The 24,881-nt window shown below is 52.6% G+C and carries 18 protein-coding genes; 3 read left to right on the forward strand and 15 right to left on the reverse strand.

What is annotated here, in order from left to right:
* Positions 1 to 193 precede the first annotated feature (193 nt).
* The 12 genes from CBR65_RS10740 to CBR65_RS10795 form a co-directional block, all read right to left on the reverse strand.
* The gene (locus CBR65_RS10740) at positions 194 to 1,732 is read right to left on the reverse strand and encodes a methyl-accepting chemotaxis protein (RefSeq protein ID WP_087466845.1); all 1,539 of its coding nucleotides are present in this window, start codon (positions 1,730 to 1,732) and stop codon (positions 194 to 196) included.
* A 222-nt stretch (positions 1,733 to 1,954) separates the two neighbouring features.
* Positions 1,955 to 2,926: a family 43 glycosylhydrolase gene (locus tag CBR65_RS10745; protein ID WP_232461417.1), complete on the reverse strand. Its 972-nt coding sequence runs from the start codon at positions 2,924 to 2,926 to the stop codon at positions 1,955 to 1,957.
* A 24-nt stretch (positions 2,927 to 2,950) separates the two neighbouring features.
* Positions 2,951 to 4,345 (reverse strand): MFS transporter, encoded by a 1,395-nt coding sequence (locus CBR65_RS10750; RefSeq protein WP_087466847.1) that lies wholly within the window; start codon positions 4,343 to 4,345, stop codon positions 2,951 to 2,953.
* A gap of 104 nt (positions 4,346 to 4,449) precedes the next feature.
* Positions 4,450 to 5,049 (reverse strand): beta-phosphoglucomutase family hydrolase, encoded by a 600-nt coding sequence (locus CBR65_RS10755; RefSeq protein ID WP_087466848.1) that lies wholly within the window; start codon positions 5,047 to 5,049, stop codon positions 4,450 to 4,452.
* 435 nt (positions 5,050 to 5,484) lie between these two features.
* Positions 5,485 to 6,987 (reverse strand): L-arabinose isomerase, encoded by a 1,503-nt coding sequence (gene araA, locus CBR65_RS10760; RefSeq protein ID WP_087466849.1) that lies wholly within the window; start codon positions 6,985 to 6,987, stop codon positions 5,485 to 5,487.
* A gap of 96 nt (positions 6,988 to 7,083) precedes the next feature.
* Entirely contained in the window at positions 7,084 to 7,779 is a 696-nt protein-coding gene (locus CBR65_RS10765; protein WP_087466850.1) for an L-ribulose-5-phosphate 4-epimerase, read from the reverse strand.
* Positions 7,776 to 9,455, reverse strand: a complete 1,680-nt coding sequence (locus CBR65_RS10770) for a ribulokinase (protein WP_087466851.1) — start codon at positions 9,453 to 9,455, stop codon at positions 7,776 to 7,778. Before CBR65_RS10770 ends, CBR65_RS10765 begins: the two co-directional genes overlap by 4 nt.
* 404 nt (positions 9,456 to 9,859) lie before the next feature.
* On the reverse strand, positions 9,860 to 10,819 hold the full coding sequence (locus tag CBR65_RS10775) for a glycoside hydrolase family 43 protein (RefSeq protein ID WP_087466852.1): 960 nt from the start codon (positions 10,817 to 10,819) through the stop codon (positions 9,860 to 9,862).
* Between the two features lie 301 nt (positions 10,820 to 11,120).
* On the reverse strand, positions 11,121 to 12,131 hold the full coding sequence (locus tag CBR65_RS10780; protein ID WP_087466853.1) for a glycoside hydrolase family 43 protein: 1,011 nt from the start codon (positions 12,129 to 12,131) through the stop codon (positions 11,121 to 11,123).
* A gap of 14 nt (positions 12,132 to 12,145) precedes the next feature.
* Positions 12,146 to 13,627, reverse strand: coding sequence for an MFS transporter (locus tag CBR65_RS10785; RefSeq protein ID WP_087466854.1), 1,482 nt, complete (start codon positions 13,625 to 13,627; stop codon positions 12,146 to 12,148).
* A 185-nt stretch (positions 13,628 to 13,812) separates the two neighbouring features.
* Positions 13,813 to 17,532, reverse strand: a complete 3,720-nt coding sequence (locus CBR65_RS10790; RefSeq protein WP_087466855.1) for a translocation/assembly module TamB domain-containing protein — start codon at positions 17,530 to 17,532, stop codon at positions 13,813 to 13,815.
* Positions 17,529 to 19,295: an autotransporter assembly complex family protein gene (locus CBR65_RS10795; RefSeq protein ID WP_087466856.1), complete on the reverse strand. Its 1,767-nt coding sequence runs from the start codon at positions 19,293 to 19,295 to the stop codon at positions 17,529 to 17,531. Before CBR65_RS10795 ends, CBR65_RS10790 begins: the two co-directional genes overlap by 4 nt.
* A 250-nt stretch (positions 19,296 to 19,545) precedes the next feature.
* Between CBR65_RS10795 and CBR65_RS10800 the strand changes: the two genes are divergently transcribed.
* From CBR65_RS10800 to CBR65_RS10810, 3 genes are read left to right on the forward strand one after another with little or no spacing between them, the layout of a single operon-like run.
* The gene (locus CBR65_RS10800; RefSeq protein ID WP_087466857.1) at positions 19,546 to 20,388 is read left to right on the forward strand and encodes a 23S rRNA (adenine(2030)-N(6))-methyltransferase RlmJ; all 843 of its coding nucleotides are present in this window, start codon (positions 19,546 to 19,548) and stop codon (positions 20,386 to 20,388) included.
* 24 nt (positions 20,389 to 20,412) lie between these two features.
* Positions 20,413 to 20,778, forward strand: coding sequence for a hypothetical protein (locus CBR65_RS10805; RefSeq protein ID WP_087466858.1), 366 nt, complete (start codon positions 20,413 to 20,415; stop codon positions 20,776 to 20,778).
* A 20-nt stretch (positions 20,779 to 20,798) separates the two neighbouring features.
* The gene (locus CBR65_RS10810) at positions 20,799 to 21,152 is read left to right on the forward strand and encodes a DMT family protein (protein ID WP_198300939.1); all 354 of its coding nucleotides are present in this window, start codon (positions 20,799 to 20,801) and stop codon (positions 21,150 to 21,152) included.
* 172 nt (positions 21,153 to 21,324) lie between these two features.
* Here the strand turns inward: CBR65_RS10810 and CBR65_RS10815 are convergent, their stop codons facing one another.
* The 3 genes from CBR65_RS10815 to CBR65_RS10825 form a co-directional block, all read right to left on the reverse strand.
* The gene (locus CBR65_RS10815) at positions 21,325 to 22,683 is read right to left on the reverse strand and encodes an MATE family efflux transporter (RefSeq protein ID WP_232461418.1); all 1,359 of its coding nucleotides are present in this window, start codon (positions 22,681 to 22,683) and stop codon (positions 21,325 to 21,327) included.
* 186 nt (positions 22,684 to 22,869) lie between these two features.
* Complete coding sequence (locus CBR65_RS10820; RefSeq protein WP_087466860.1) at positions 22,870 to 24,096, reverse strand: dicarboxylate/amino acid:cation symporter; 1,227 nt, start codon at positions 24,094 to 24,096, stop codon at positions 22,870 to 22,872.
* Positions 24,097 to 24,122: 26 nt separating this feature from the next.
* Positions 24,123 to 24,749, reverse strand: a complete 627-nt coding sequence (locus tag CBR65_RS10825) for a DUF2799 domain-containing protein (protein ID WP_157672038.1) — start codon at positions 24,747 to 24,749, stop codon at positions 24,123 to 24,125.
* Positions 24,750 to 24,881 lie beyond the last annotated feature (132 nt).

Here is a 24,881-nt window from a genome sequence, read left to right on the forward strand (position 1 = left end):
GGTTTCATATCACTCCCTGCTGGTTCGGTCCCTTTTGGTTTCATCCCGTTCTTTAAATTCGCGGTTTTTTTCCCATTCGATTCACTTAAAAAATCGTTTCAAACGACGCACGGTTGAGAATCTGCTCGCGCAAATTTTCAACCGTGCATCAGATCATTGTTGAAAAATATCTCCGGTAGATTCCAACAATGACCTAGATTTTGAAACGACCCACAAGCTCGGCCATCCGCGCTGCCATATCCGCCAGGTGTTCAGTATTGGAGGTAATCCTCACTGAACTCTCGGCAGTGTTGGTCGCAACGGAAGAGATCCGATCTATATTGTGTTCTATTTGCCGCGTGGCAGCACTTTGCTGCTCAGACGCAGCGGCAATCTGGTTAGTCCGGTCACGAATGACACTGACAATCTCGGTAATATGCTCCAGTGAACTGCTGGCTTCACTGGCTTGCTGCACCGAGGAGTTCGCTTGTGCAGTACCGGCAGACATCATCTCCACCGCTTCGTGGGAACCGGACTGCAAGCGCTCAATCATCTCGCGGATTTCCGTGGTAGAACTTTGCGTGCGCGATGCCAGGGTGCGTACTTCGTCCGCCACTACCGCAAAACCGCGACCTTGTTCGCCGGCACGCGCCGCTTCAATAGCCGCGTTCAATGCGAGTAAATTGGTTTGTTCGGCAACACCGCGAATTACATCCAGCACAGAACCGATACTGACGGTTTCCTTGCGCAGACGATCGATCACTTCGGCAGCGGTTTTAATTTCTTCCGACAGGTTTTTAATCTGGCCCATAGTGTTGGTCACGATGGTTTTACCCGATGACGCGGCACCGTCGGCCTGCATGGATTTGTCGGCCGTTTCAGTCACGCTGACCGTCACGTTTTGCACCACACTGGCCATTTCTTTTACCGCCACAACAATCTGCTGTATTTCTGATTGCTGGGTTTTGATTTCGCGTTCGTTTTCGCGTGAAAGGCTGGAGAGTACCGCCGCGTTGCCACTCACTTCCTGCGCCGTTTCGGACACACTGGCAATGATGGTATGCAGGCGTTCAACAAAGGTATTAAAGCACTGCGCCAATTCAGAAATTTCGTCAGTACCGGTCACCGGCAAACGACGGGTCAAGTCACCCTCGCCTTCGGAAATATCGCGCAGCGCGCGCACAACATTATTAACCGGTTTAACGATACTCAATTGCACGGCGTAAGCGAGTGATGCCGCAATAACGCTGATGATTACAATCACCAGCAACGCATAACTCAGCGCTTCGGTAACGATCTGGTCAACCTCGGACATATCCACGCGCAAGGTAATGGTGCCGATACGTGAGCCCTCTGATTCTATCGCTTCGGTAATCACCACCACATTGTCCTGGTAGATCACTTCAACAGCACCGGGCGTTGACGACATACCGGCAGGCAATTCTTTTGCGTCTGAACCTTTTGCATACCAGGCAAAGGGCTTGTTGCCGCTGTAAATCACGGCGCTCAACACGCGCGGGCTAACCCGCAGGGCTCCCAAAGACGCCGTTACCGTCACGCTGTCATCGAAGGTCATAGCACCGATGCTGGACTCACCCAGTACCTGCGCAAGGGTGCGGGTATCATTGACAATCGTTTCTTCTGTTGTGGCCAGACCGGACCGAACCGTCACCACCGTGGTCACGATCACCGCTGCCACGCAGGTGAGCGTCACGCTTAATAAGATCTTCCACTTGAGCGATAAGTTATTCACACATGCCTCATTTATATCTCGCGCGAGGAACCAAAGATCCCCACAAATACCGTATAGGTCTGATTAGGTTAGCAGAGGAATGTGAAATTGCACGCGCTTTTTGGCGTATTTTTCGTCAGAAATGCGTTAAGAAAGGTTGATATAACGCCTCACCCACTTTGGGTGAAGCGCTTGATTTTTAAGGAATAACAGCGGATGAAAAAGCGGCAGGGATTGCCGCTTCTAGCTTTCAATGACTGAGGGACGACCGAATACCGGCATGCCATCAGCATCCCAGCGGAGGGGTTTTACAAAGGTATGACGATCCGGATTCCACAAAGGATCACCCTCGATTTCGGTATAGGTGCGCGCGTGATACACCAGCATCACCGTTTGGCCGTCTTCACCCAAAGTAAAGCTGTTGTGACCGGGACCATAGATACCGTGCTCGTAGCAGGTCTTCAGCACCGGCTCCGGCGACTTGTGCCAGCTGGCCGGGTCCAGCAGGTCGGCATTTTCATCCGCCCATAACAAGCCCATCGCATAGTTCTCATCCGTAGCGCTGGCGGAGTAACTGATAAAGATACGACCACCGTGTTTAACCACCGATGGCCCCTCATTCACCCAGAAGCCGCGAATCTCCCAATCGAACTCTGGCTTGGTCAGCATCACTGGCGCCGCCGCTAATTGCCAGGGCGTTTTCATCGGCGCGATATACAGGTTGGAATTACCTTCAATGGCGTTATCTTTTTGCGCCCATAAATAGTAGAGCACGCCGTTGTGGGTAAAGGTGGTCGCGTCCAGACAAAAGGTGTCGATGCCGCTGTCCACTTGCCCCATAAATTCCCAGTCACCTTCCAATGGATTGGCAGATGTGTTGCGGATGGCGTACATGCGATGCTGGAAGAGGTTGTGTTTGATTTCCCGGCTCGGCGCTGCCGCAAAATAAACATACCAGGCAGACTCGCCGGATTGCGGGTCTTTATTAAAGTGAATCTCCGGCGCCCAGACCAGTTCGCTGTAGGGACCGGTATCCGGCTTATGCCAGGCATCCACTGTTTTAGCTGTGGCCAGCTCAGCAATCGTTTTTGCCCGGCGCAATTCGATACGGTCATAGGCGGGCACTGATGCGGTGAAATAATAAAAACCGTCGGTGTGTTTGTAGATAAAAGGATCGGCGCGCTGTTCGATCAGCGGTTTTAATACCTGGCTCACGTTTACTCTCCAAGGTTGGCTCATTTAAATCGGTGCCGATTCGCCACGTGCTACGGCGGTGCTGGCATCGTCACCGGATTTTTCCAGCGGTGGTTTTTGTGCAAGCATCTGATGGTAATAATTGTCAGTAATACGGTACTTGAACATCACCAGGCCCATCAATGCATGAAAGCCACCTGCAATTACCGTCAGCATCAGAGCAATACCGGTCAAGGCAAATTCTGTTTGGGTTTCGCCGGCTTGATAACCGAAATAGGTCAGCAGCAAGCCCGTTAAAAAGCCCGCGAGGCCAGCACCGGCTTTCTGGCAAAATGAAATGCCGCCAAATGCCAGGCCGGAAACCCGCTTGCCATTTTTTACTTCACCGTAATCTACCGCTTCTGCAATAGCGGACCAAAAAATCGGCGCGTGCAGATCCACCACAAACGACAAGACGATATACAGCGCGAACGCAAGCACCACATCGCCAGGGGACACGGCAAAAAACATCACTACACTCAGAAGCGCAACCACCAATTGGGACCAGCGAAACAAATTCACTTTGCAATAACGTTTAGTGATCCAGGTTGATGCCACCATCGACACGATCGACGCAGCGATGCCCGCGCTGGTAAAACTTGCCGCGAGGGATTCATCACCACCGAGATAATAAATGGCATAGTAAAACGCGACGCTGCCACGTAATGCATAACCCAAGGTACCCAATACACAGCACGCACAAAGCACCAACCACTGGTCATTTTTCATAAGCAATTTAAATTGCTCGCCCAGCGGTTTTTTATCAACAATGTGTTCAACGCGCTCGCGGGTAGTAAAGAAACAGAACAGCAATAAAAACACACCGACAAACGACATAAAACCCATCGCGAGTTGGTAACCTTTTGCAGGATTATCACCACCCCACATCACCGCCAAGGGTGGTACTGATGCAACAATAATGACATTGGCGATCTTGGCAAAAAACATCCGGTAACCGTTGGCTGACAAACGTTCCTGCGGATCAGATGTCAGCACGCCAATATAAGAAATATAAGGAATAGCCACGCCAGTAAACATCAGGGTAGCAAACAGATACGTCACATAAGCCCAGACCAGTTTCGCGTTATAGGATAAATCCGGTGTGGTGAACAACAGGAAAACAGCGAAGCCGTAAGGAATGGAGAGATACAAAAAGTAGGGGCGGAAGCGGCCGAGGCGCGATTTATATTTGTCGGTGATCAATCCCATCAGCGGATCGCTGAGCGCATCAATTAACCGCGCCGCCAGAAACAGCGTGCCGACGTGTGCCGGCTTTAATCCAAAGATATCCGTATAAAAATACTGCATAAAATAAAACATGGCTGCGATCATGACGTTAACCGCCATGTCACCCGCACCAAAACCGACTTTCTCGGTGATCGATAATTTTTGTGTTTGCATTATTATTGTTACCTTATTATGGCTATCAGGGCAAAACCAGCCTTGGTGCGTTTAGCGCGCCTGCGTTGAGTTAGCGCAGGCATATCATTTGTACAACATTACTGCTATAGGAAATAATCATTTTCTATTTGCAAAACCGCCAATACATCAATGGCTTCCATACCGGCGTTACGCGCCGCCAGCAACCCCATCTGTGCATCTTCAAACACCACGCAACGCGCAGGATTTGCATTCAGTAATTCGGCACAGCGCAAGAAGGTATCGGGCGCTGGCTTCGGGTTACCGACCTGATCCGCACCAACCACAGCATCGATATACTGATCGAGGCCACACAAGCGCAAAATTGTTTCAGCTTCTGCCGTGTAAGCTCCAGTCCCCACCGCCATCGGTTTTTTTCCGTGGTATTTTTTTACGATGTCTAGCAACGCGGTGGGCTTTACATATTTGTGCATGTGTTCGCGCACAAAGGCTTCTTTAAATTCATTCATCTCAATCGTGGTAGCGCTGACCTCACAGTTGAATTTTTCAATCAACAATTCCAGCGTGCCTTTGGTGGGAACGCCGGCGAGTGAGCGCATGTAGGGGCGGTCGATGGGGATGGCGAAACGGTTGAGGGTTTCGGTCCAGGCGACTTCGTGTAACTGCCCGCTATCTACCAGGGTGCCGTCCATGTCGAAAATCAGTGCGTCAAAGTGGTCGTACATACATTTTTTCTCGCTGGGTAAAAGCAGCGATTAGAGCATAGGGGGTGGAGTTGGCCCAAATTTTTTTGGTGTTAAGTGGTATCGCGTACCTTCAGGCGAGACCATCAGCAAGCTTTTCGCAGGGATTTTGGTTCTTTAAAAGCAGAGTTCTTCGAAACTCTTAACAAGATTCAGGAAGTTTCAATTGCTTTATGTGAAATTTAATCCGTGCACAACAATGAATTTTTTGCCAATTTTGGGCATCGCGTCGGATTACGCCGCTGCGCGGCTAATCCGACCTACGGGTTCCGCTTTTTGTTGGGGTGACGAAAAACTTGCCGGGGTGATTGGGTGACGGTGGGTGAGACCATCAGCGACAGGACGTCGCTGCTGAGCCCCCACGGATGGGTTTACGGCGTGTCTCACCCACCGTCACCCAATCGCCCACCACACCAATCAAACACCCTGACTCAAATGATAAAACGCCGCGTTATGACGCAATTCGGTTTTCAAATTACGCACGGTGGTATCCGCACCAATCACAATCGCTTCGATACCCGCCATCTCCGCCAGATCAACCGCTTCATCCGCCGTAATACCCTGAGTGTAAGCACTGTGATGCGCACCGCCAGCGTGAATCCAGGAAGCTGCTGCAACTTCAAGATTCGGGCGCGGTTCCCACAGGGCTTTTGCCACTGGCAGATTTGGTAATTCTTGTGGCGGGTTCACGGTATCCACTTCGTTGATAATCATGCGGAAACGCGTACCCAGATCAATGACAGAAATACACAACGCCGGGCCGGGTTTGCCGGTAAAGATCAAACGTGCGATGTCGTTGCGGCAACCGATGGTGTGCAGGTGCACTTCCAGTTTCGGTTTTTCGGCGGCGATAGACGGACACACTTCCAGCATATGCGCGCCCAACACCTGATCCGGTGCGCCGAAGTGATAGGTGTAATCTTCCATAAACGAAGAACCACCTGCGCGACCTTTGGACATCACTTTGGCGATGCGTACCATAGCGGCGGTTTTCCAGTCGCCTTCACCACCGTAACCAAAACCGGCGGCCATCAAACGCTGGGTTGCCAGGCCGGGCAAGTTGGTCAAGCCGGTTAAATTTTCAAAGCAGTTGGTGAATGCACCGAAGCCGCCTTCGGTTAAAAATTTCAGCATACCCAACTCCAGGCGAGCTTCATTTTTCAGCATCTGGAATTGATGTTCATCATCAAATACAGCAGGAGATACATCGTACTCTGCGCGATAGACGTCGATTTGTTTAGCTACTTCTTCATCGGTTACGGCATCCACAACGTTTTGCAGATCGCCCAAACCATAAGCGTGAACTTCGTAACCGAATTGAATTTGTGCGGAGACTTTATCGCCGTCGGTCACAGCCACTTGCCGCATGTTGTCGCCGAAGCGCGCGACTTTCAGGTTGTGACTTTCGTTCCAACCCATAGCGACGCGGCACCAGCTGTCGATTTGTTTTTGCACAGAATCGGTTGACCAGTGGCCCACTACTACTTTGCGATCCTGACGCAGCCGCGTGCTGACGTGACCAAATTCGCGGTCGCCGTGGGCGCTCTGATTCAGGTTCATAAAATGCATGTTGATATCAGCAAACGGCAGCTCCGCATTAAACTGCGTGTGTAAATGCATGTAAGGTTTGTTGAGCGCTTTCAGACCGGAGATCCACATCTTCGCTGGAGAAAAGGTGTGCATCCACAGGATCAGACCCACGCAATTTTCATCGCTATTCGCGCGTTGGCAAACTGACAGGATTTCGCCGGGAGATTTCACCGTGTCCTGCGCGACGATCTTGATTGAAATCTTGTCCGAGGCCGTCAGCGACTCGGCAATTTTTTGACTGTTTTCTGCCACTTGCTTCAAGACGCCAGGGCCGTACAGGTGTTGGGAACCGGTGACCAGCCACACTTCTTTATTGCCGAAAATCTTCATTACTGATTCCTCAAAATAACGTTGGTGTTTTGTCAATTGTTTACTTTTATCAATTGTTACGTTGGCTGCGCACGGGCAGACCTGTTGTATAAATCTTTATTTCGATTGGCCGTAGTAAGCATTCTTGCCATGCTTACGCAGATAATGTTTGTCCACGATGCCCTGCTTTAACGGCGCGACCTGTTGATCCAGGGTTTTGGTGAGATAGGCCATGCGCGCAATCTCTTCCAGAATCACCGCGTGGTAAACCGCTTCTGCCGCACTCTTGCCCCAGGTAAATGGTGCGTGTCCCGCGACAATCACCATCGGCACTTCCACCGGGCTGCGTTCTTTAAAACAATCGGTAATCTGCACACCGGTTTCTTCTTCGTAATCGCGCGTGATTTGCTCATCAGTCATCACGGCCGTGCATGGAATTTCTCCGTAGGCATAATCAGCATGTGTGGTGCCATAACAGGGAATACCTTGTTGGGTTTGCGCCCAGGCGGTGGCATAGGTTGAGTGGGTATGCGTAACACCCCCAATGGTTTCAAAATGGCGATACAAATGCGTGTGGGTTTTGGTATCGGAAGACGGGCGCAAATTGCCTTCAACGATGTTGTTGTCCAGATCGACAATGACCATGTCATCGGCGGTTAATTTCTCGTAAGCCACGCCGCTGGGCTTGATGGCGATCACACCTTTATCGCGATCAATCTCTGATACATTGCCCCAGGTATAAACCACCAGGTTACGGCGCTGCAATTCCATGTTGGCTTCGTAGGCGGCACGTTTTAATTCGCGATAACTCATAACGAACCTCCTGACGCATTTCCGCTCACAAAGGCACCGAGCTGTTGGTATTTTTGATACAGGCTCTCGTAAATTTTTGCGGTTGCTGCGTCCGGTTGATAGGTTTTACATACCGGTGATGCCATGGCTTTTTGTGCGCTGGCCACGTCGGGATATGCACCGCCTACCGTTGCAGCAAAGATCGCCGCACCCAGTGCACAACTTTGTTCGCTCTCTAAAACATCGATGGGGCAATTCCACACATCGGCACAGACTTGCATAACAAAGTCAGACTTTTTGGAGATACCGCCGATCACAACGACGGAATCAATCGCCACGCCTTCTGATTTAAAGCGTTCGATGATTGCGCGCGCACCGAATGCCGTTGCTTCTACCAATGCGCGAAAGATATGCGGCGCCTGGCTGCCCATCTTCAAACCGGTGATGGCCATGGATAAAGTCTGGTCGGCATCCGGCGTGCGGCGGCCGTTCACCCAATCCAGCGCGGTAATACCGGTTTCGCCTGCCGGAATTTTGCTGGCGGCATCGCCGAGCATGCGCAGCGTGTTGTCTTCCAGATCCTGAATCAGTGTGGCTTTGGTCGCATCGTCCACGACAGTAGATTGTTGCAGCACATTGATCGCCGGCCACATCAATACATTGCGGAACCAGGCATACAAATCGCCAAACGCGGATTGCCCGGCCTCAAGCCCCACCATGCCCGGCATCACCGAACCGTCCACCTGGCCGCAGATACCGCGAATACATTTTTCGCCGATGTCGGCATAACTCGCGACAGTAATGTCGCATGTAGACGTACCCATAATCTTCGTCAGCACACCGGGTTTTACGTTGGCCGCCACCGCGCCCATATGGCAATCGAACGCGCTGAAACCGACCGGAATACCCGCAGGCAAACCGAGTTTGTCGGCCCAGGCGGCGGTAAGCGGACCAACCGCCTGATCGGAAGCAAATGTCTCTTTCGGCAAGCGATCACGCAGGCCATCCAACAACGGATCAATGCCCACAAAAAATTCATTGGGCGGATAACCGCCCCAGCTTTCATGCCACATCACTTTGTGGCCGGTCGCGCAACGACCCATACGCAGCTTGGTGGGATGAGTAGTATCGGTCAGCACCGCCGACATCCAATCGCAATGCTCAACCCAATAATAAGTCGCCGCGCGCACGGCAGCGTCTTCGCGCAGCACATGCAACGCCTTCGCCCAAAACCATTCGGACGAATAAATACCGCCTTCATATTTCAAATAATTCACCGGCGCCTGATTGGCCGCTGCAGTAATTTGCTGCGCCTCTTTGATCGCCGTGTGGTCTTTCCACAACACAAACATCGCGTTGGGGTTATCCGCAAACTCGGGCTTCAATGCGAGCGCAACACCCTCCGCATCCACCGCTACCGGCGTTGAGCCGGTGGTATCAAAACTGATGCCCACGACCTGCGCCGCCGCACCGCCGGGCGCCTTGGCCCACAAACCCCGCACCACCGCCTCCAGACTTTCGAGGTAATCCAGCGGATGCTGCCGGAACTGATCTTTGGCCGGCACGCAATACAAACCCTTCTTCCAGCGCGGGTAATACACCACGTTGGTGGCCACCTCAGCACCGCTACGGGTATCGACTAACAGGGCTCTAACCGAATCCGAGCCATAATCCAGGCCCAGGGCATAAGACGTCATAAATCACCTTGTTGGACAGGCTGAGCCGAAAGGAACCGAAGGCCTCAGCGATTTATCTATATTGTATGATAATATTATTCAAAAAAAGCGGCACTTGTCAATGGGATCAGAGCCGCTCCCGATAGAAATAGTCAAATATACCTCTAGTTATTTGTCCCATGCGAGCTTGGCGTTAGGGCATGGATTTCGAAACCCTCAATTCATGAATGAATTGAGGGAGCTACAGGGACGTATGTATGCGTTTTCGAAATCCATGCCCTAATGACAAGCGGACTACGAAGTACTAGCGAGATGCAAAAAAACGGCCAGTGAGGGGGCTGGCCGTGAAGCGAACATGCAGCGGCAAAACATCGACTGCAAAACACCAACTAACAATAAAACAGCGGAGGAAAACAGCAGGAAAATTATTTGACCGGCGCAACACCTTCACTACTCATAACGATGCGCTTGATCGTACCGTCCGGGTTGTAATGCAAATCATCAATCGCCACCGAACGACGGAAGCTGCCACCATCAGGCACATGACCACCGGTGTGATAAATAAAGAACGAACGACCTTTAAATTCGATAATGGACTGGTGATTGGTATTGGAGTTACCCGCCAGCTCATTCAGGATGCCCTTGTACTCCCAAGGCCCCGTGATGCTCTTGCTCATGGCATAACCAATTTTCTCCGGAAAGCCCATGGCATAGGTCAGGTAGTAATATTCGCCGTGCTTATGCGCCCAAAGCGCCTCGGTGAAATTCGGCAAACCCTCAATGGCATGGATCGGACCATCCAACTCAATCATGTTGTCTTTTAATTTGGCGTAACGCGGCTTGGTATTACCCCAGAACAGATACGCCTGACCGTCATCATCGATAAACGCCGCCGGATCGAGATCATCCCAATCAATGTTGGTATCAGTGGTCATGTCATTGCTGACCAGCGCTTTACCCAATGCATCCTTAAACGGACCGAGCGGACTATCAGCCACCGCCACACCAATCGCAAAACCATTGATCGTCGCGTGACGCACCGTCACATACCAATAAAACTTGCCACCCTTCTCAATCACATGGGCCGCCCAGGCATCACCCTTGGCCCATTTAAAATCCTTCACCGACAACTTCGGCCCGTGCTCCTTCCAATTCACCATATCGGTAGACGAAAACACCAGCCACTTATGCATCTCATAAAATTTGGTGTTGTCTTTAGCCTCATCATGGCCGGTGTACAGGTAAACGGTACCGTCGTGCACCATGGCGGCCGGGTCGGCAGTAAGCACATCTTTAAAGATCGGATTGTCCGCCTGGACGGTGGCAGCCCCAACCAGAATCAAGGGCAAGAGCGCGCGACGCGCGTAAGAATGGATAACAGACATGGGTATAGATCCTGCTCGTTATGATTATTAATCAGTAATATTGTATTACAATATAATAAAAGCGCAACGAGGATCAAGTTAAAAAGGTTAAAACAAATAGGAAAAGGGAGATATAGCAGCTAGGGGAAATGAGCACTTCGAGATACGTTTGCCACCAAGGCTTATGTTTCGAAAACGCATGAATACATCCCTGTAGCTCCTTCAAGTCGTCCCTGACTTGAAGGTTTCGAAACATAAGCCTTGGCAGCAAACTCACATCATCGCGTCGTCAATTATGCAACTTGAGAACAGCAAGGAGTGATTAACGCTTATAGGGTTCGATGGTCAAAATCCGCCCTTGGTCATCGTACTTCAGCTCCGTCATCTTCACCGACCGCAAATGTGTTACACCGCCGGATAAGATGGAATCGTGATAGAACAAATACCACTTGCCTTCAAACTCACAAATAGAATGATGCGTCGTCCAACCCACCACCGGGGTAAGAATTTGGCCCTGGTAAGTGAAGGGTCCGTAGGGATTATCGCTGGTGGCGTAACACAAAAAGTGGGTGTCGCCGGTGGAGTAAGAGAGGTAGTACTTACCCTGATACTTGTGCATCCAGGGGCCTTCAAAATAGCGGCGTGCGTTGTCGCCAGCCAATAAAGGCTTGCCCTGTTCGTCCAGAATCACCAATTCGCGAGGAGTTTCAGCAAACTGTTTCATATCGGCAGACAAACGCGCAACGCGTGGTCCTAATGCAGGCTCGTTAGCTGTCGGCTCCTGATAATCCGGGCTGTAGGTGTTGTCGCGGTAGCACTGCAATTGCCCGCCCCAAATACCGCCGAAGTAGATGTAGTGCTCGCCGTCGTCATCCCGGTACACCGCCGGGTCGATGGAGTAGCTGCCTTCGATGGCTTCCGGCTCGGCCTTGAAGGGGCCGGCGGGATGGTCGCCAATGGCGACACCAATCTGGAACAGGCCATTGGCGCGTTTGGCAGGGAAGTATAGATAGTATTTGCCGTCTTTGGTGGCCGCATCCGGCGCCCACATTTGCCGCTCAGCCCAGGGCACATCTTTCACATGCAGTGCTACACCGCAGTCTTCCGCCTTGCTGTTGGGGCCGTCCATCCGCAGAACGTGGTAATCCTCCATACCGAAGTGATCACCGTTGTCGTTAAACGGAATACCCGCATCGATATCGTGGGACGGGTAGATATAGAGCTTGCCGTCGAACACATGGGCCGATGGATCAGCGGTGTAGATATGGGTAACCAGGGGTTGTGAAATCGCCTTGGCGGCCAGTGCCTGATAATCCTGATTGTCGTCGGACATGATGTGAATCTCCGTTATAACGTTTTTGCACCGGCCAAACGACGCGCGGCCAGGTCTGCTTCAATTTTAAGTTCAAGGGGTTTGTTGATGGCGTAGAAGAACATGCACCCCGCCGCAAGGAAGAAGGGCAAGGAGGCATAGATACTGACGGCCATTTGAATCCCGCCGATGGTTTCCGGGGCCTGCTCTGCCAGGGATGCGTTATAGCCGTACATGGCCAGAATGCCCGATACCAGTGAGCTGCCGATGGTCAGGCCGCCCTTGAGGCCGAGGATCATCGCGGAAAAAACAATCGCGGTCGCGCGACGGTTGTTCTTCCACTCCGAATAGTCCGCCACGTCCGCAATCATCGCCCACAACAGGGGAATGGTGATGCCATAGAAGAAACCGTGCAGTATCTGGGAGATAAAGATAATTCCGATACTGTCGGGCGGGAAGAAATAGAAGATCGCGATAAAAATCGTCGAAATAAACAAGGCCACACCAAACACATTGCGCTTGCCAAATTTATCAGCCAGCCGCTTGGAGAAGCCAATACCGATAATCATCATGATGATGCCGCACGCGTTAAACAGGCTGAACGCCGAGGTGGGAGCATCCTCCGGCCAGGCAAATTCTGTGAGCCCCAGGCTGGTCAACAAGCTGTTCAATCCGGCAATAAAGCCATTGAAGCCAATGTTTTGCAGGAAGCTGGCGAGGTGCGGCTCGCTCAGGTAGTTCTGGAAATAATAAATATACATACCGCCTTTCAGCGGCAGGGTAACAAACACCAGCACTGTGACAATCAACATCACCAGCCAGGGCAGGTTTCTGACCAGGTCTGACACATCCTGGCCCACGGTATTGCGCGATTCCACCACCGGCAAAACCCGCTCGCGCGTGGTAAGAAAGGTGATGAGGAAAAAGATCGTGCCGGTAATGGAGAAAAACAGCATCGCCTTTTCAAACCCCAGCGCTTTATCGCCGCCACCGAGGATCAACACCAGGGGCAGCAGCAGCACCTGGATAATGAACTGCGCCACCATCACCGCCACAAAGCGGTAGGACGACAGGCTGTTGCGATCCGCCATGCTGCCGGTCAGCACACCACTCAGGGCGGAGTACGGCAGGTTGTTGGCGGCATAGATCAGGAGCAAGAGGATGTACGTGGCATAGGCATAGGCCACCTTGCCGCCCTCGCTGAAGTTGGGCGTGCTGAACGCCAACAAGGCCAGACCACCAAAGGGAATAGCGGTCCACAACACCCAGGGGCGGAATTTACCCCAGCGGGTCGAGGTGCGGTCAGCAATAATCCCCATTACCGGCGTAAACAAGGCACCGACAATACCGCCGATCGCGGTAATCCCGGCCGCCTGTGCCGGCGGAATGCCGTACACATCGGTGTAGAAGAAGGCAATAAAGGTAACCAGGGTTTGGAAGATCAGGTTGGCTGCCAGGTCGCCCAGGCTATAACCAATCTTTTCCGTCACGGACAGTCTTTGCGAGTTGGTATTCATAGATCAATTTTCTTATTTATTGTGTTACTGGAGTATTTATCATCCGGGATGTTGGTAAGGGCAAAACCCACTTATAGTCTAGATGACAAACATACCCTTAAATGTACTGAAATGCCAGTGGCGGTGATAACAGCATGGGGTTTTATTCACACCTGAACAGTCAGCGGCATTGTTGATAAATCGGGTCAACGCTCAATCTTATAGACCATATCAATGCTCTGCGCCTCGCCCGATGTCGCTTCCAGACGTAACCGGTCGGTCATCTGGTACTCCATCTCCACGCTGAATGCCTGATCGAACAGGCCGACTACGTAGCGCACGAACAAGCGTGGGCTAAGGTATTTGCCCACCGACAGCGAGCTTTGCTCCAGACCGTCGTCAGAGCGGATAGTGAGCTCATCGACGTGGAGGGTACGCGCAATCTCTTCCTGGATGCCCGGCCCGCTGCTCATCCCCAACCCGCTGACGGCACTGAGCAACATATAGGCATCGGCCGCAGAGGCTTCCGACAGCGGCTTACCGGTGAGCAGGATTGCCATACTTTGGCTTTCCGATAAACCATCGCCGGGAATAATCTGGCTGCTGGGTTGTTGCAGGGTGCCGCCAATCTCCAGGCTGACTTCGTATTCCGGCGTTTCACGCACGGCGCGAATATCCAGGCCGGGGTTATCGTAAGGCCCCTGGAATAACAGCCGCCCGCGCTCAATCTCAAGCTCCTGACCGTAAGCCTTGTAGATACCATCCACCACGCTGACGTATCCGGTGGTCAACAGCGCGCGCGGTGGCGATTGCAGGATATTGATTTTCCCGACCAGCTTGCTGTCCAGACCGAAGCCGTTGAAGTGGACATCCTTACCGATTTCCAGATCGAGATTGATGAAGACAGGAATACCGACGACATTAGTTTCTTCGCGCTCATCGTCAATAATCACCACATCCTTCGACACCCGCGTAGCGCTGGGCGGTAAGGCTTTTATTTCGGCGCGCGCATAGGGAATGACGGTGGTACCTTGAATGCGGATGGCCTCGCTGCTGGCCGAGAGGTCGATAGCCGGGCTGATGTTGGCGTTTAACTGTTGCTGCTGGAGCACCTGAAAGTTGTCGCCAGTGACATTGCCCTGTAACTGCCAGTTATCACTTCCCAGATTATTCAGATCACCCGTGATCTGGAGATTGCCGGGGCCGGATTTCGCCGACGCGCGTAAGTCAATGTTGCCGCCGCGCTGGCTTTGCAGGCGCGCCGTTACCGCCGTCAACTCAACACCGAGGCGCGGCAACTTGGCCACGCCTTCCACCAGATTCAATTGCCCGACCACATCAGGCTGCTGCAACGTGCCGCTGATCTGCACATCCGCCGCCAGGCGCCCCTGCACATCATCGGCAAAGGGAATCAACGCCTCCAGTGGTGCCAGGTCGGTAAAGTTTGCCGTGACGTCGCCGGTGATATCTTCGCGCTCAAAATCTATTTGTGTCGTCGCCTGCACGTCACCGTATTGGGCCCAATCCATCACAAAACGGCCATCGAGTTTGCCGTCTTCCACATTCGCGGTTAACTGCGCACTGTCCCAGACGTAAACATTGGGTTCTTCATCCGCAAATTGATAGCGCAATTCCCCATCGCGGGTTTGCATATTGACGCTGGCGGTCATGCCACTGAATGCGGAAGTTTTATTAGGCAGATTCGTGTCCAGACGAAAATTCACTTCACCGTCCACCACACCGCCGAGGGTCACATCGGGTTTTAACCAGGGACGCGCCTGACGCAAGGGCGCGGCAAACAGGCTGGCTTGCAGTTGCACACCACTCTGTGCCTGCCACTCGCCCTGGATGCATAGCTGCGGTGTTTCAGCGGAGGAGTCTTCATCAACCGTCGCGTCGCTATTGTCTGCGACATCGGTGTCTGTTGTGCCCTCTGTGCGGTTGGCATTCCCCCAGCGCACACGGGTTGTTAAACACTGTTTACCGGTGCTGGCCTGTTGCGCATCCACCTGAATCCATTCGCTGCTGGTCAACCACCAGCGCGGTAGTTTGTCCATATCGATTTCAAGCGCGTCAAATTTACCGCGCCATGTGCCCTGGTCGTAACGGCTCTGCACATCAAACGTCAGCTCCCCGTAGGTATCGCTGTTTACCTTGGCTTGCAGTTGATGTTGCGCCAGGTTGCCGGCCCCGTTGAGTTGAAGTTGTTCGAGCCGTTGCTGGTTAATTTGCACATCCTGCGCCGTCAGTGCCAAGGCATAATTGCCCGCGCCGGTGCGTTCCAGTTGCAAGTCCACATTGTCCAGCGCATACCCCTGATATTGCAGGTTCTTACCTTGAGCGGTCGCCTCCATGCGCGGTTCGGATAAGCTGCCCTGCAAGCGTCCGGTGGTGGATAAGGTGCCGGTAATGCGCGGATCAATTTGCGCCAGCAAGGGAGCATTCACTTGCCATTGCATATCAATCTGATCGCTGTAACTGCCGGAGACTTGTATCTGATTAGCCCCCAACGTCAAACGCAATTGGTCACTGAACCAGCGCTGCCCGTCATAACCCGCATCGCCCCTGCCGGTCGCCTCAAGGCCACGCAACTGACCGTTCAGGGCCAGCTCGGTAATACGCACCGACAGCGTTTTTTTCACCGACTCATTCGGCGCATTGCCATCCGTTACCTCACCGTTAGCGGCGCTATAGCCGCCGGTGGTTAGCAGATTAATCCGCAGGTTGCCCGGCCACTCCGGCAGATAATGCGCCGGATTTACATGTTCCGCTGCCAGCGATAATTCCCAGTTAACGGCCGGCAACCAGGTTACTTCCCCGTTGGTTTTTAGCTCGGCCGGTTGCGATGTCGGGGCGATGTCATCGCGATTGATTTGCTGCACAGCCAATTCCGCAATATCGACGTGTTTGAGATCGCCGCGCACATCAGCTTGCACCGCAAATTCACCTAACGCTTCCTGAGTAACCTCGCCGTTCAGTAGCGCGTGATAATTGTCGTACCAGCCGGAAACATCCAGGGTCGCGCTGCTGATCGGGGGCACAAGATTCGCAGGAAACCAGCGCGCAAGTAATTGCTGGTCCTGCCATTCGTTTTGTAATTTCACTTCCGGGGATTGGCGTGGCTGATCCTCTTCGGTAACCAGATTGGGCAGGAAGGTTCCTTCCGAGGCAATAATAAACGGCGTGGCGAGCTGGTGTTCAATATCCAGTTCCTGGATATCGCCACGCACGTCACCGGCACCGCTGAAATGCACCGGATCTTGCTCGGCCCCTTCCCGCACCGGCAAATCATAAAACCAGTTTGTGTTCAAACTCGCCGCATAGGGAAAGCGCAAACCGATGCGCCCGGACACTTCCGCGCCGTAGCTGGGAGTCACTACCGCAAATTCATCCATGCGGAAATTAAATGTGCCGAGGCTGAGTGACCCACTGATGCTTTGCAGATAAACCAGTGGTTGCCGGCCGCGCTGAATATAAATATCGCGCAGTTGCACATCACCCAATTCGATACGCACCGGCAACGCAAAACTGGGCCACTCAAAAGGCTCTGCCCGGGGTTCGCCCGAAGGTGGCGGCAAGATAATATTGATGTCTTTCGCTTCCAGTGATTGCACCGACACCGCACTGTAGAGCAACGCAAAAGGCTGCCAGCGAAAGGACACATCTTTTGCGCGATAGCGCTGGTGCAACTGGCCGTCGCGGTGCTGTTTAAAATCAAAAAAGGTAACGTCCAGGCCGGTCAATAAATTGCCTTTGAGCTCACCGATTTCCAGTGTGCCAATGCGCTCCGGCAACCACTTCACGACCTTACCGATTAACCAGCGGCTGCCATCTTCCGTCGCCACCAACGCACTGATAGAGGCGAGGCTGGCCAGCACCACTAACAATACGCCGAGGATGATGCGTTTTAACCAACGGATAATCATAAGTCGGGCCCCATACTTAAATGCAGAGCCCAACCGCGACCTTCGTCCAGTGCCTTGGCCACATCAATACGCACCGGACCAATGGGGGAAATCCAACGCACACCTAACCCGACACTGCGCGCAAAATCGAAATCAAAATCATTGCCGGCATTACCCTGATCATAAAACGCAGCAATAGCCCATTTGGGGCGCACCAGATAATCGTATTCAATGCTGGTTACCAGCAGGTTATTACCACCGACCACTTCACTGACAATTTCACCATCTACTTCAATGTCCTCTTTTGGTCCCAGCGATTCATAGTCGTAACCGCGCACGCTGGCGTCACCACCGGCAAAGAAACGTACCGACGCGGGCAAGCTGGTCAGCTCATCAACCTCGGTCATGCCCGCTTCCGCGCGCAGCAACAAACGGCCCTTACCCAGCGGATGAATATATTTGGCGCGACCGTAAAGCTGCACAAAACTGACACTGGAACCAAGGGTTTCCGGCGAGCCCGACAAGCGAGCCAGTAAATTCCAGCCCTGCCGGGGATAACTCGGATTGCCATCGGTTTTGGTGTGAAAAATACTGACGGATGGAATTAATAAGTGCGTGCGCTGCTCGTCTTCACTGCCCACCGCCGAATCTTCACGTTCGTAATTCAGGGCGTAGGTGTACAACCAATCGTTGTCCTCAAAACGCGTATAGCTGGTACCGACCTTGTACAGGTCACTGCGACTGGAGTCGGTATTGCTACGTTCGTAACCGGTATAGATTTTCAGGTGCTCGTATGCCGGCCGTGTCATCGGAATGTTGTAGGCCGTTTCAAAGGTTGAGGTCACTTCGGACAAACTGAGATCAGCCGTCAGTGAGTGGCCGCGACTGCTGATGTAGCGATCTTCAAACCCAAACAACAAGCGCGGCCCCGTGTCCGTCGCCACACCGGCACCCACGGAATAGCTGTAACGCTTGCGCGCTTCCAGGGAAATATTGATGGGTACCGATTCACCTTCCAGTTCGTGCAAGTCCGGCGCGATGGTTGCGGTGCTGAAAAAATTGCTGTTGTTATACATGCTCTTTAATTCGAGCAACTCTTCCGCGCTGTAGTAATCGCCTTCCTTGAATTCAATGTAACGCTGCACAAAGCTGTCGTTGAGGATGTCCTGCTGAATGTTGATGTTACCGATGCGATAGCGTGGTCCGGTGTCGTACACCAACTCCACCACCGCCGAGTTCTGTTCCAGGCTAACCGCCACCCGGGCGTGCTGGAATTTGCCGTCAAAATAACCGCGATTGGCGGCCAGACTGGTGAAGCGATTCTTCAGGGTTTCGTATTGCCCGTGATTTAAACGGTCGCCTTTGGCGATGCCGGGCTTTTCCTGGATGCGCTGAAATGCCGGGTCGTTGACGCCATCACCATTAATGACGATGCGCACTTCCTGAACCAGCACCGGGTCGCCGGGAGTGACCGTAATCACCATATTCCAGCAATCGTCCGTGCGCGTTAATTCGTGCTCAAAGGTCAGATGGTAATAGCCAAGCGCTTGTCCGGCTGCGGTAATCTCGCGTTCCGATTCGCGCAACAGGGAGCGTAAACGCCAGGGCGGCGTTTTGCAGGCTTCTTCGTACAGCGGTAAAAAGTGGCGGATATTTTCCCGCAGGGCTTCGCTCCCACCCTTGATCTCAATATTCGGTTTGGGCTGCGCGACCGAAGACGCACTCCATCCGAGGGCGGCAAGTAGAGTGACAGGCAATAGCAGATTAGCGGGGAGTCGCAGCAAGGTTGAATCCTACACAGTCAATTTACAACAAGGTCCTGACAGCCAATGAAAACCCTGCACACAGAAGTTGCACGTCATCACCTCCGGGGATGACAACCGCCCCTGAATATAGCCGTTACTTTACCGTTTTGACGGTTTTCCTCAAAGGGCGCTTGCCGGGAAGGTGTTATTTTTTGTAAAACCTTTCCTGCGTAAAGCGCAGGGTTAACCGTTATACTCAGCGCCGATTCAATATCTCGACAGGAACCCGATGCTCAGTTATCGCCACGCTTTTCACGCCGGCAATTTTGCCGATGTCCTTAAACACAGTGTGTGGTTGCACACACTGTCCTATATGCAGCAAAAAGATAAACCTTTGCGCATTATCGATACACATGCCGGTGCCGGTGGCTACAGTTTCGGCGGGCATCAGCCCATCAGGAATCGTGAGTATGACAACGGAATCGGCCAATTGTGGCAAAAGCCGGATTTGCCGCCATTACTCGCGGGCTATGTCGCAGCTGTCAGCGCCTTTAATCCCGACCATGCGTTGACACAATATCCCGGCTCTCCGCTGCTGACGCAAGCCAACTTGCGACCACAAGACCGTTTGTTTTTGCATGAGTTGCACAGTACCGATTGTCGTCTGCTGCGCGAAGCCATCGGTAAAGACGCGCGCGTCAAGGTCATCGAAGAAGATGGCTTCCAGGGATTGCAGGCTCTGCTGCCTCCCCCGGACCGGCGCGGCCTGGTGCTGATTGATCCTTCCTATGAAATCAAGAGCGACTACCAGCATGTGATCAAGCAGATCATCAATGCACATCAACGCTTCGCCACCGGCACCTATTTGATCTGGTATCCGGTGGTGTTACGGCAACGCATTGATGAAATGGAAAAGTCGTTACAGAAAAGTGGTATTCGCAATATCCAGCTTTTTGAATTCGGTATCGCACCGGATCACCCTGATTACGGCATGAGTGCCAGCGGTATGATCGTTATCAATCCGCCCTGGACCTTGTGGGCCGAGATGGAAACGGCTTTGCCTTACCTTGCCAATCAGCTTGCAAAGCCTGGCGATGGTCATTATCGTCAGGTGCAAGTGGTGCCGGAATAACTGTTATTTGTCAGCAGGTGACTCATGAAACTTTCTGTAAAAGCCGCGCTTTTCTCCGGACTGGTTTACCCCGGCGCAGGATTTTTTTTAATGAAACGTTACTGGCTGGTTTTACTCTTCGCCCTGCCCGCCACCCTCGCCGTTGGCTATATCATGTATTACGTGATGGACGTTGCGCAGGTCATTGCGGAACGCATCGTCAACGGCCAGATTCCCGCCGATATGTTTTCCATTCGATCCGCCATCAACAAAGCCCTGGCCGCCGATAGCCCTTTACTCACCACCGCCAAGATCGCCTTCGTTATTTCCTGGCTGGGCAGCGTACCTGTGTCTTACTGGTTGGGCGCGCAAACTGAAAAGGCAGCCGCGCCCGCACCGACATCCCGTTAATTTTTTCTTGAGGTTTTATCGTGCAGGCAACCTTAACCACCATCTGTCTGTTGACGTGCAGTAATGTATTCATGACCTTTGCCTGGTATGCGCACCTGAAAGAATTGAATCAAAAACCCTGGATTATTGCGGCATTGGTGAGTTGGGGTATTGCGTTGTTTGAGTATCTTTTGCAGGTGCCGGCGAATCGCATTGGTTATACGGTGATGAATGTCGGGCAGCTCAAGATTATGCAGGAAGTGATTACGCTGAGTGTGTTTGTGCCGTTTGCGGTGTATTACATGAAGGAGCCGTTGAAGCTGGATTATTTGTGGGCGGGGTTGTGTTTGTTGGGGGCGGTGTTTTTTATGTTTCGGGATAAGTTTACGGCTTAGTTTTGGGCCGAATGGTGCGGGGAAGGGGTTGTGAGACACGCCGTGAACCCGTCCGTGGGGGCTCAGCACCGACATCCATGTCGGTGATGGTCTCACAACCCCTTCCCCACACCATCTCCGAACAATGTGCCAAGAAACGGAATTATTGAAAGAATAAATGCACCTAAAAATATTAGGTTGTGAGGTTTTTTATCCATTTGCGGGTGTGGATGCGGCGGATAACCGGTAAAAATTTCAGGCCGTCTTCCAGGAACATTAGCGCGTATAAAATAACGAACCAGTAGTTGCCAAAGAACACGGCTGCCGCGTAAATGGGTAGGCCGAAGACCCACATTACGACCGTGTCGGTGATCAGGCAAAAACGATTGTCGCCGCCAGCGCGCAGTACGCCGATGATGCGAATCATGTTGAGAATTTTTAGCCATACCAGTGCGCAGAAAACGCCGAGGGTGTTCATCAGTAATACCGTGGATTTTTCATCCAGTTGATCGAACACTAACAGGATGTAGGGTCGTGCAAACCAGAGGGCGAGGCTGAAAAAAATCACCAGTCCGAGGGTGAGACGGTCGAAGAAGCGGTAGAGTCGCCAGGCTTCGGCGGTGTTGTCCGCGCCTAATGCTCGACCTACCAACACAGCAGAGGCATTGGCCAGGCCTACGAATAACGCAAAGAATGCACTTTCCAGCGGGACGATGACGCCCATGACGGCCAGTGCTTCGGTGCCGGCAAAGCCGGTGATGACGTGGTAGGCCGAGTTGCCTACGGCCCATATCGCGTAATTCGCTACCAGCGGTAAGGCGAAGACGCTGTAACGCAGGATGTGTTCTTTATCGATGCCACCACGCAGTTGCGCGAAGGTTAATGCGAAGCCGTGTTTGCTGAGATATAACCAGCTGAGCATAAAACACAACTGCAACGCGCGCGCTGCCAAAGTTGCCCAGGCTGCACCCGCAACACCTAACGCAGGAAAACCCCAGTGGCCGAAGATTAACGCGTAGTTCAGCGCGATATTTACTATCGCCGCGATCACGCCGGCCACCAGTGGCATGGTGGTATTGCCCAATGCGCGCAGCGAGGCTTCGAAGATTACAATCACCTGCGTCAGCAATAATACCGGTGCGGTGATCTGTAAATATTGTGCGGCGAGCGCAGCGACCTGCGGGTCCGGGTTAATCCAGTTTACCCAGGTGGGTGCACCAAATGCGAAGGCCAGGGTGAAGGGCAACATTACGACCATGCCGACAAACAAGGTCACCGACACGGTGCGTTGGCAACTGGGAAAATCCCGCGCGCCGGTGTACTGAGCCACTAGCACACTACAGCCGGTCGCCAGGCCGCTCATCAACACCAGCAATAAAAAGTGAATCTTCGCCGCCAGGCCCACCGCCGCAATTGCTTGCGGTCCCAAACCGCCGACCATGATGACGTCGGCCATCCCCAACATGGACTGCAACAACATCTGCGCAGCGACCGGCAGGGCCAATACCAGCACACTGAGCCAGAAAGATTTTGGGGTTTTGGGCAGGGTCACAACGGCTCCGGTGGGGGATAAGAGAAAAGTTGCGCCTATTATAGAGAGTGAAATAAAAGGCGCATGGAGAATCCACGCAAGGCGGAGGAATTTACATTTCTTTAGCGGTAAAGCGCTGCAGAAAATTCCACGTAATTTATTTTTTCATGTTCCATCTCATTCTCCTGTTGCCGTGAATATAACCGGTTAACGATCCGTCACATGCTGCACGACCAAACTGCCGACCATATCGCCTTCCACATTAACCGCTGTACGCACCGTATCAAGCAGGCGATCAATGGGTAGCAGGATGGCAACCGCTTCGGCCGGCAAACCGACAGATTGCAATACCATGATCATCGTCACCATGCCCGCACTGGGAATACCCGGCGCGCCCATGGAGGCAATCATGGCGGTGAAAAAAATCACCAGTTGTTGCGCAAGGCTGAGTTCAATGCCGACCAGGTTGGCAACAAACAATGCGGCGGCGGCTTCATAGAGCGCGGTACCATCCATATTCACCGTAGCACCCAAGGGGATGACAAAACCGGCGATGTCCCGCCGGACATGAAGTTGTTCCTCGGCGCAACGCAAGGTAACCGGCAAAGTGGCGGTGCTGGAGCTAGTGGCAAAGGCGGTGACCAGCGCATCGCGCGCGCCGCGCAGAAACCAGAGTGGGGTTTTGCGCGTGACAATAAATAACAGCAACGGCAAAACAATGACGCCGTGAATGAGCGTGGTGCCAAATACCAGCCCGATAAAACCGGCCACCGTTTTCAGTACACCGATATCCTGGGTGCCCACCAGTTTGATCAACAGCGCCAGAATACCGAGCGGCGCCAGCACCATAATCCAGCCCACGATGCGCATGATCAGCTCAAGGAATTCCTGCAAGAGTTTTAAGATATTACGATACCGCTCACCGCCGATGACCAGTGCAATACCAATAAATAAGGCAAAGATAACCACCGGCAGCACCTTGCCGTCAGCCAGAGCGGCGAAGGGATTCATAAACAGGTTGTGAAAGAAATGAATGAAAAACTCCGGCATGGTTAGTTGCTTTGCGTCGAAATTTTCCATCGCGTCCTGAAACAGCGACAACTCCAAGCCCGCACCGGGTTTAAACATGTTCGCCGCTGTTAACGCGAGCAACATCGCCAGGCTAGTGGACACAACAAAAAACCCCAGCGTGGTCATCCACACGCGATGTACCTGATGATGCGCTTGCAGGTTGGCGATACCCACCGCGATTGACGTAAACACCAAGGGTATCAATACCATCTTGAGCAAGTCGATAAAAATACCACCGACAATGCCACTGGAATAAAGTACGACTTCCCGCGTGGTGGATGTATCAGCAAGCCCACTGACCCACCAACCCAGAAGGACACCGAGCACAGCGGCGATTAAAATTTGGATATTGATACCTGGCATGGAATTTCCTGATCGTACTGCGAAACCTATTGATAGCCTTGACGACGATGCTGATTCAGCAGATGGAGATAATCGCCGTCCAACCGATAATGTTGCTCTTCCAGATTCACCAATTCCATTTGCAAATCGCTCAACTCGTAGCGTAGCTCGCGAATAATGTTGAGATGTTCTGCGCGGGATTCCGATCCGCTTTGCTCGCTGATGATTTCACCTTCGTGATAGGCGATGTCTGCATCAATCTCTTCGATGCGATGTTTAATGGAGACCATAGTCGCAGCCAGGTCATCCAGGTGCTTTTCAAATTGATAACGCTCCTGCCCATCCCGGTATGCCTGCATAAATGTATCCACCAGATCCAGGGGACAAATGCCGTTATAGGCCTTACCGTCCACGCCTTCGCTGTAACCACGCTCGCGGGTGCAGTATTGCCGCGCACCCTTACGATGGCCCGCCTCGTAGGCTGCCATATCCGGCACGACCTTTACCGATGCGCAGGCTTTGCGATGTTGGCCGATACGATCCATTGCGTAACCGTTACTGGCATCTTCAAAACCAATGATCTGCCAGTCGGCGTTCAGGCATTCGTCTTTACTCAGGGTCGCACAGCCTGCCATAAGCAATACGGCGGCGATAATGCTGGTCTTTATTGTCATGGATTTTCTCTGGTTAATTATCCCTGGCAGCTTGCATCTATCTATCTGCATATCTGCCAAAACTCCATCTGCCACAATTCGCCATAATTCATCAGCGCTTTTCCTTTTTCTCGCCACGGCACTGCCTTTTTC

Origin of the sequence: Cellvibrio sp. PSBB006 (genome assembly GCF_002162135.1) — a bacterium.
Taxonomy (GTDB): Bacteria; Pseudomonadota; Gammaproteobacteria; order Pseudomonadales; family Cellvibrionaceae; genus Cellvibrio.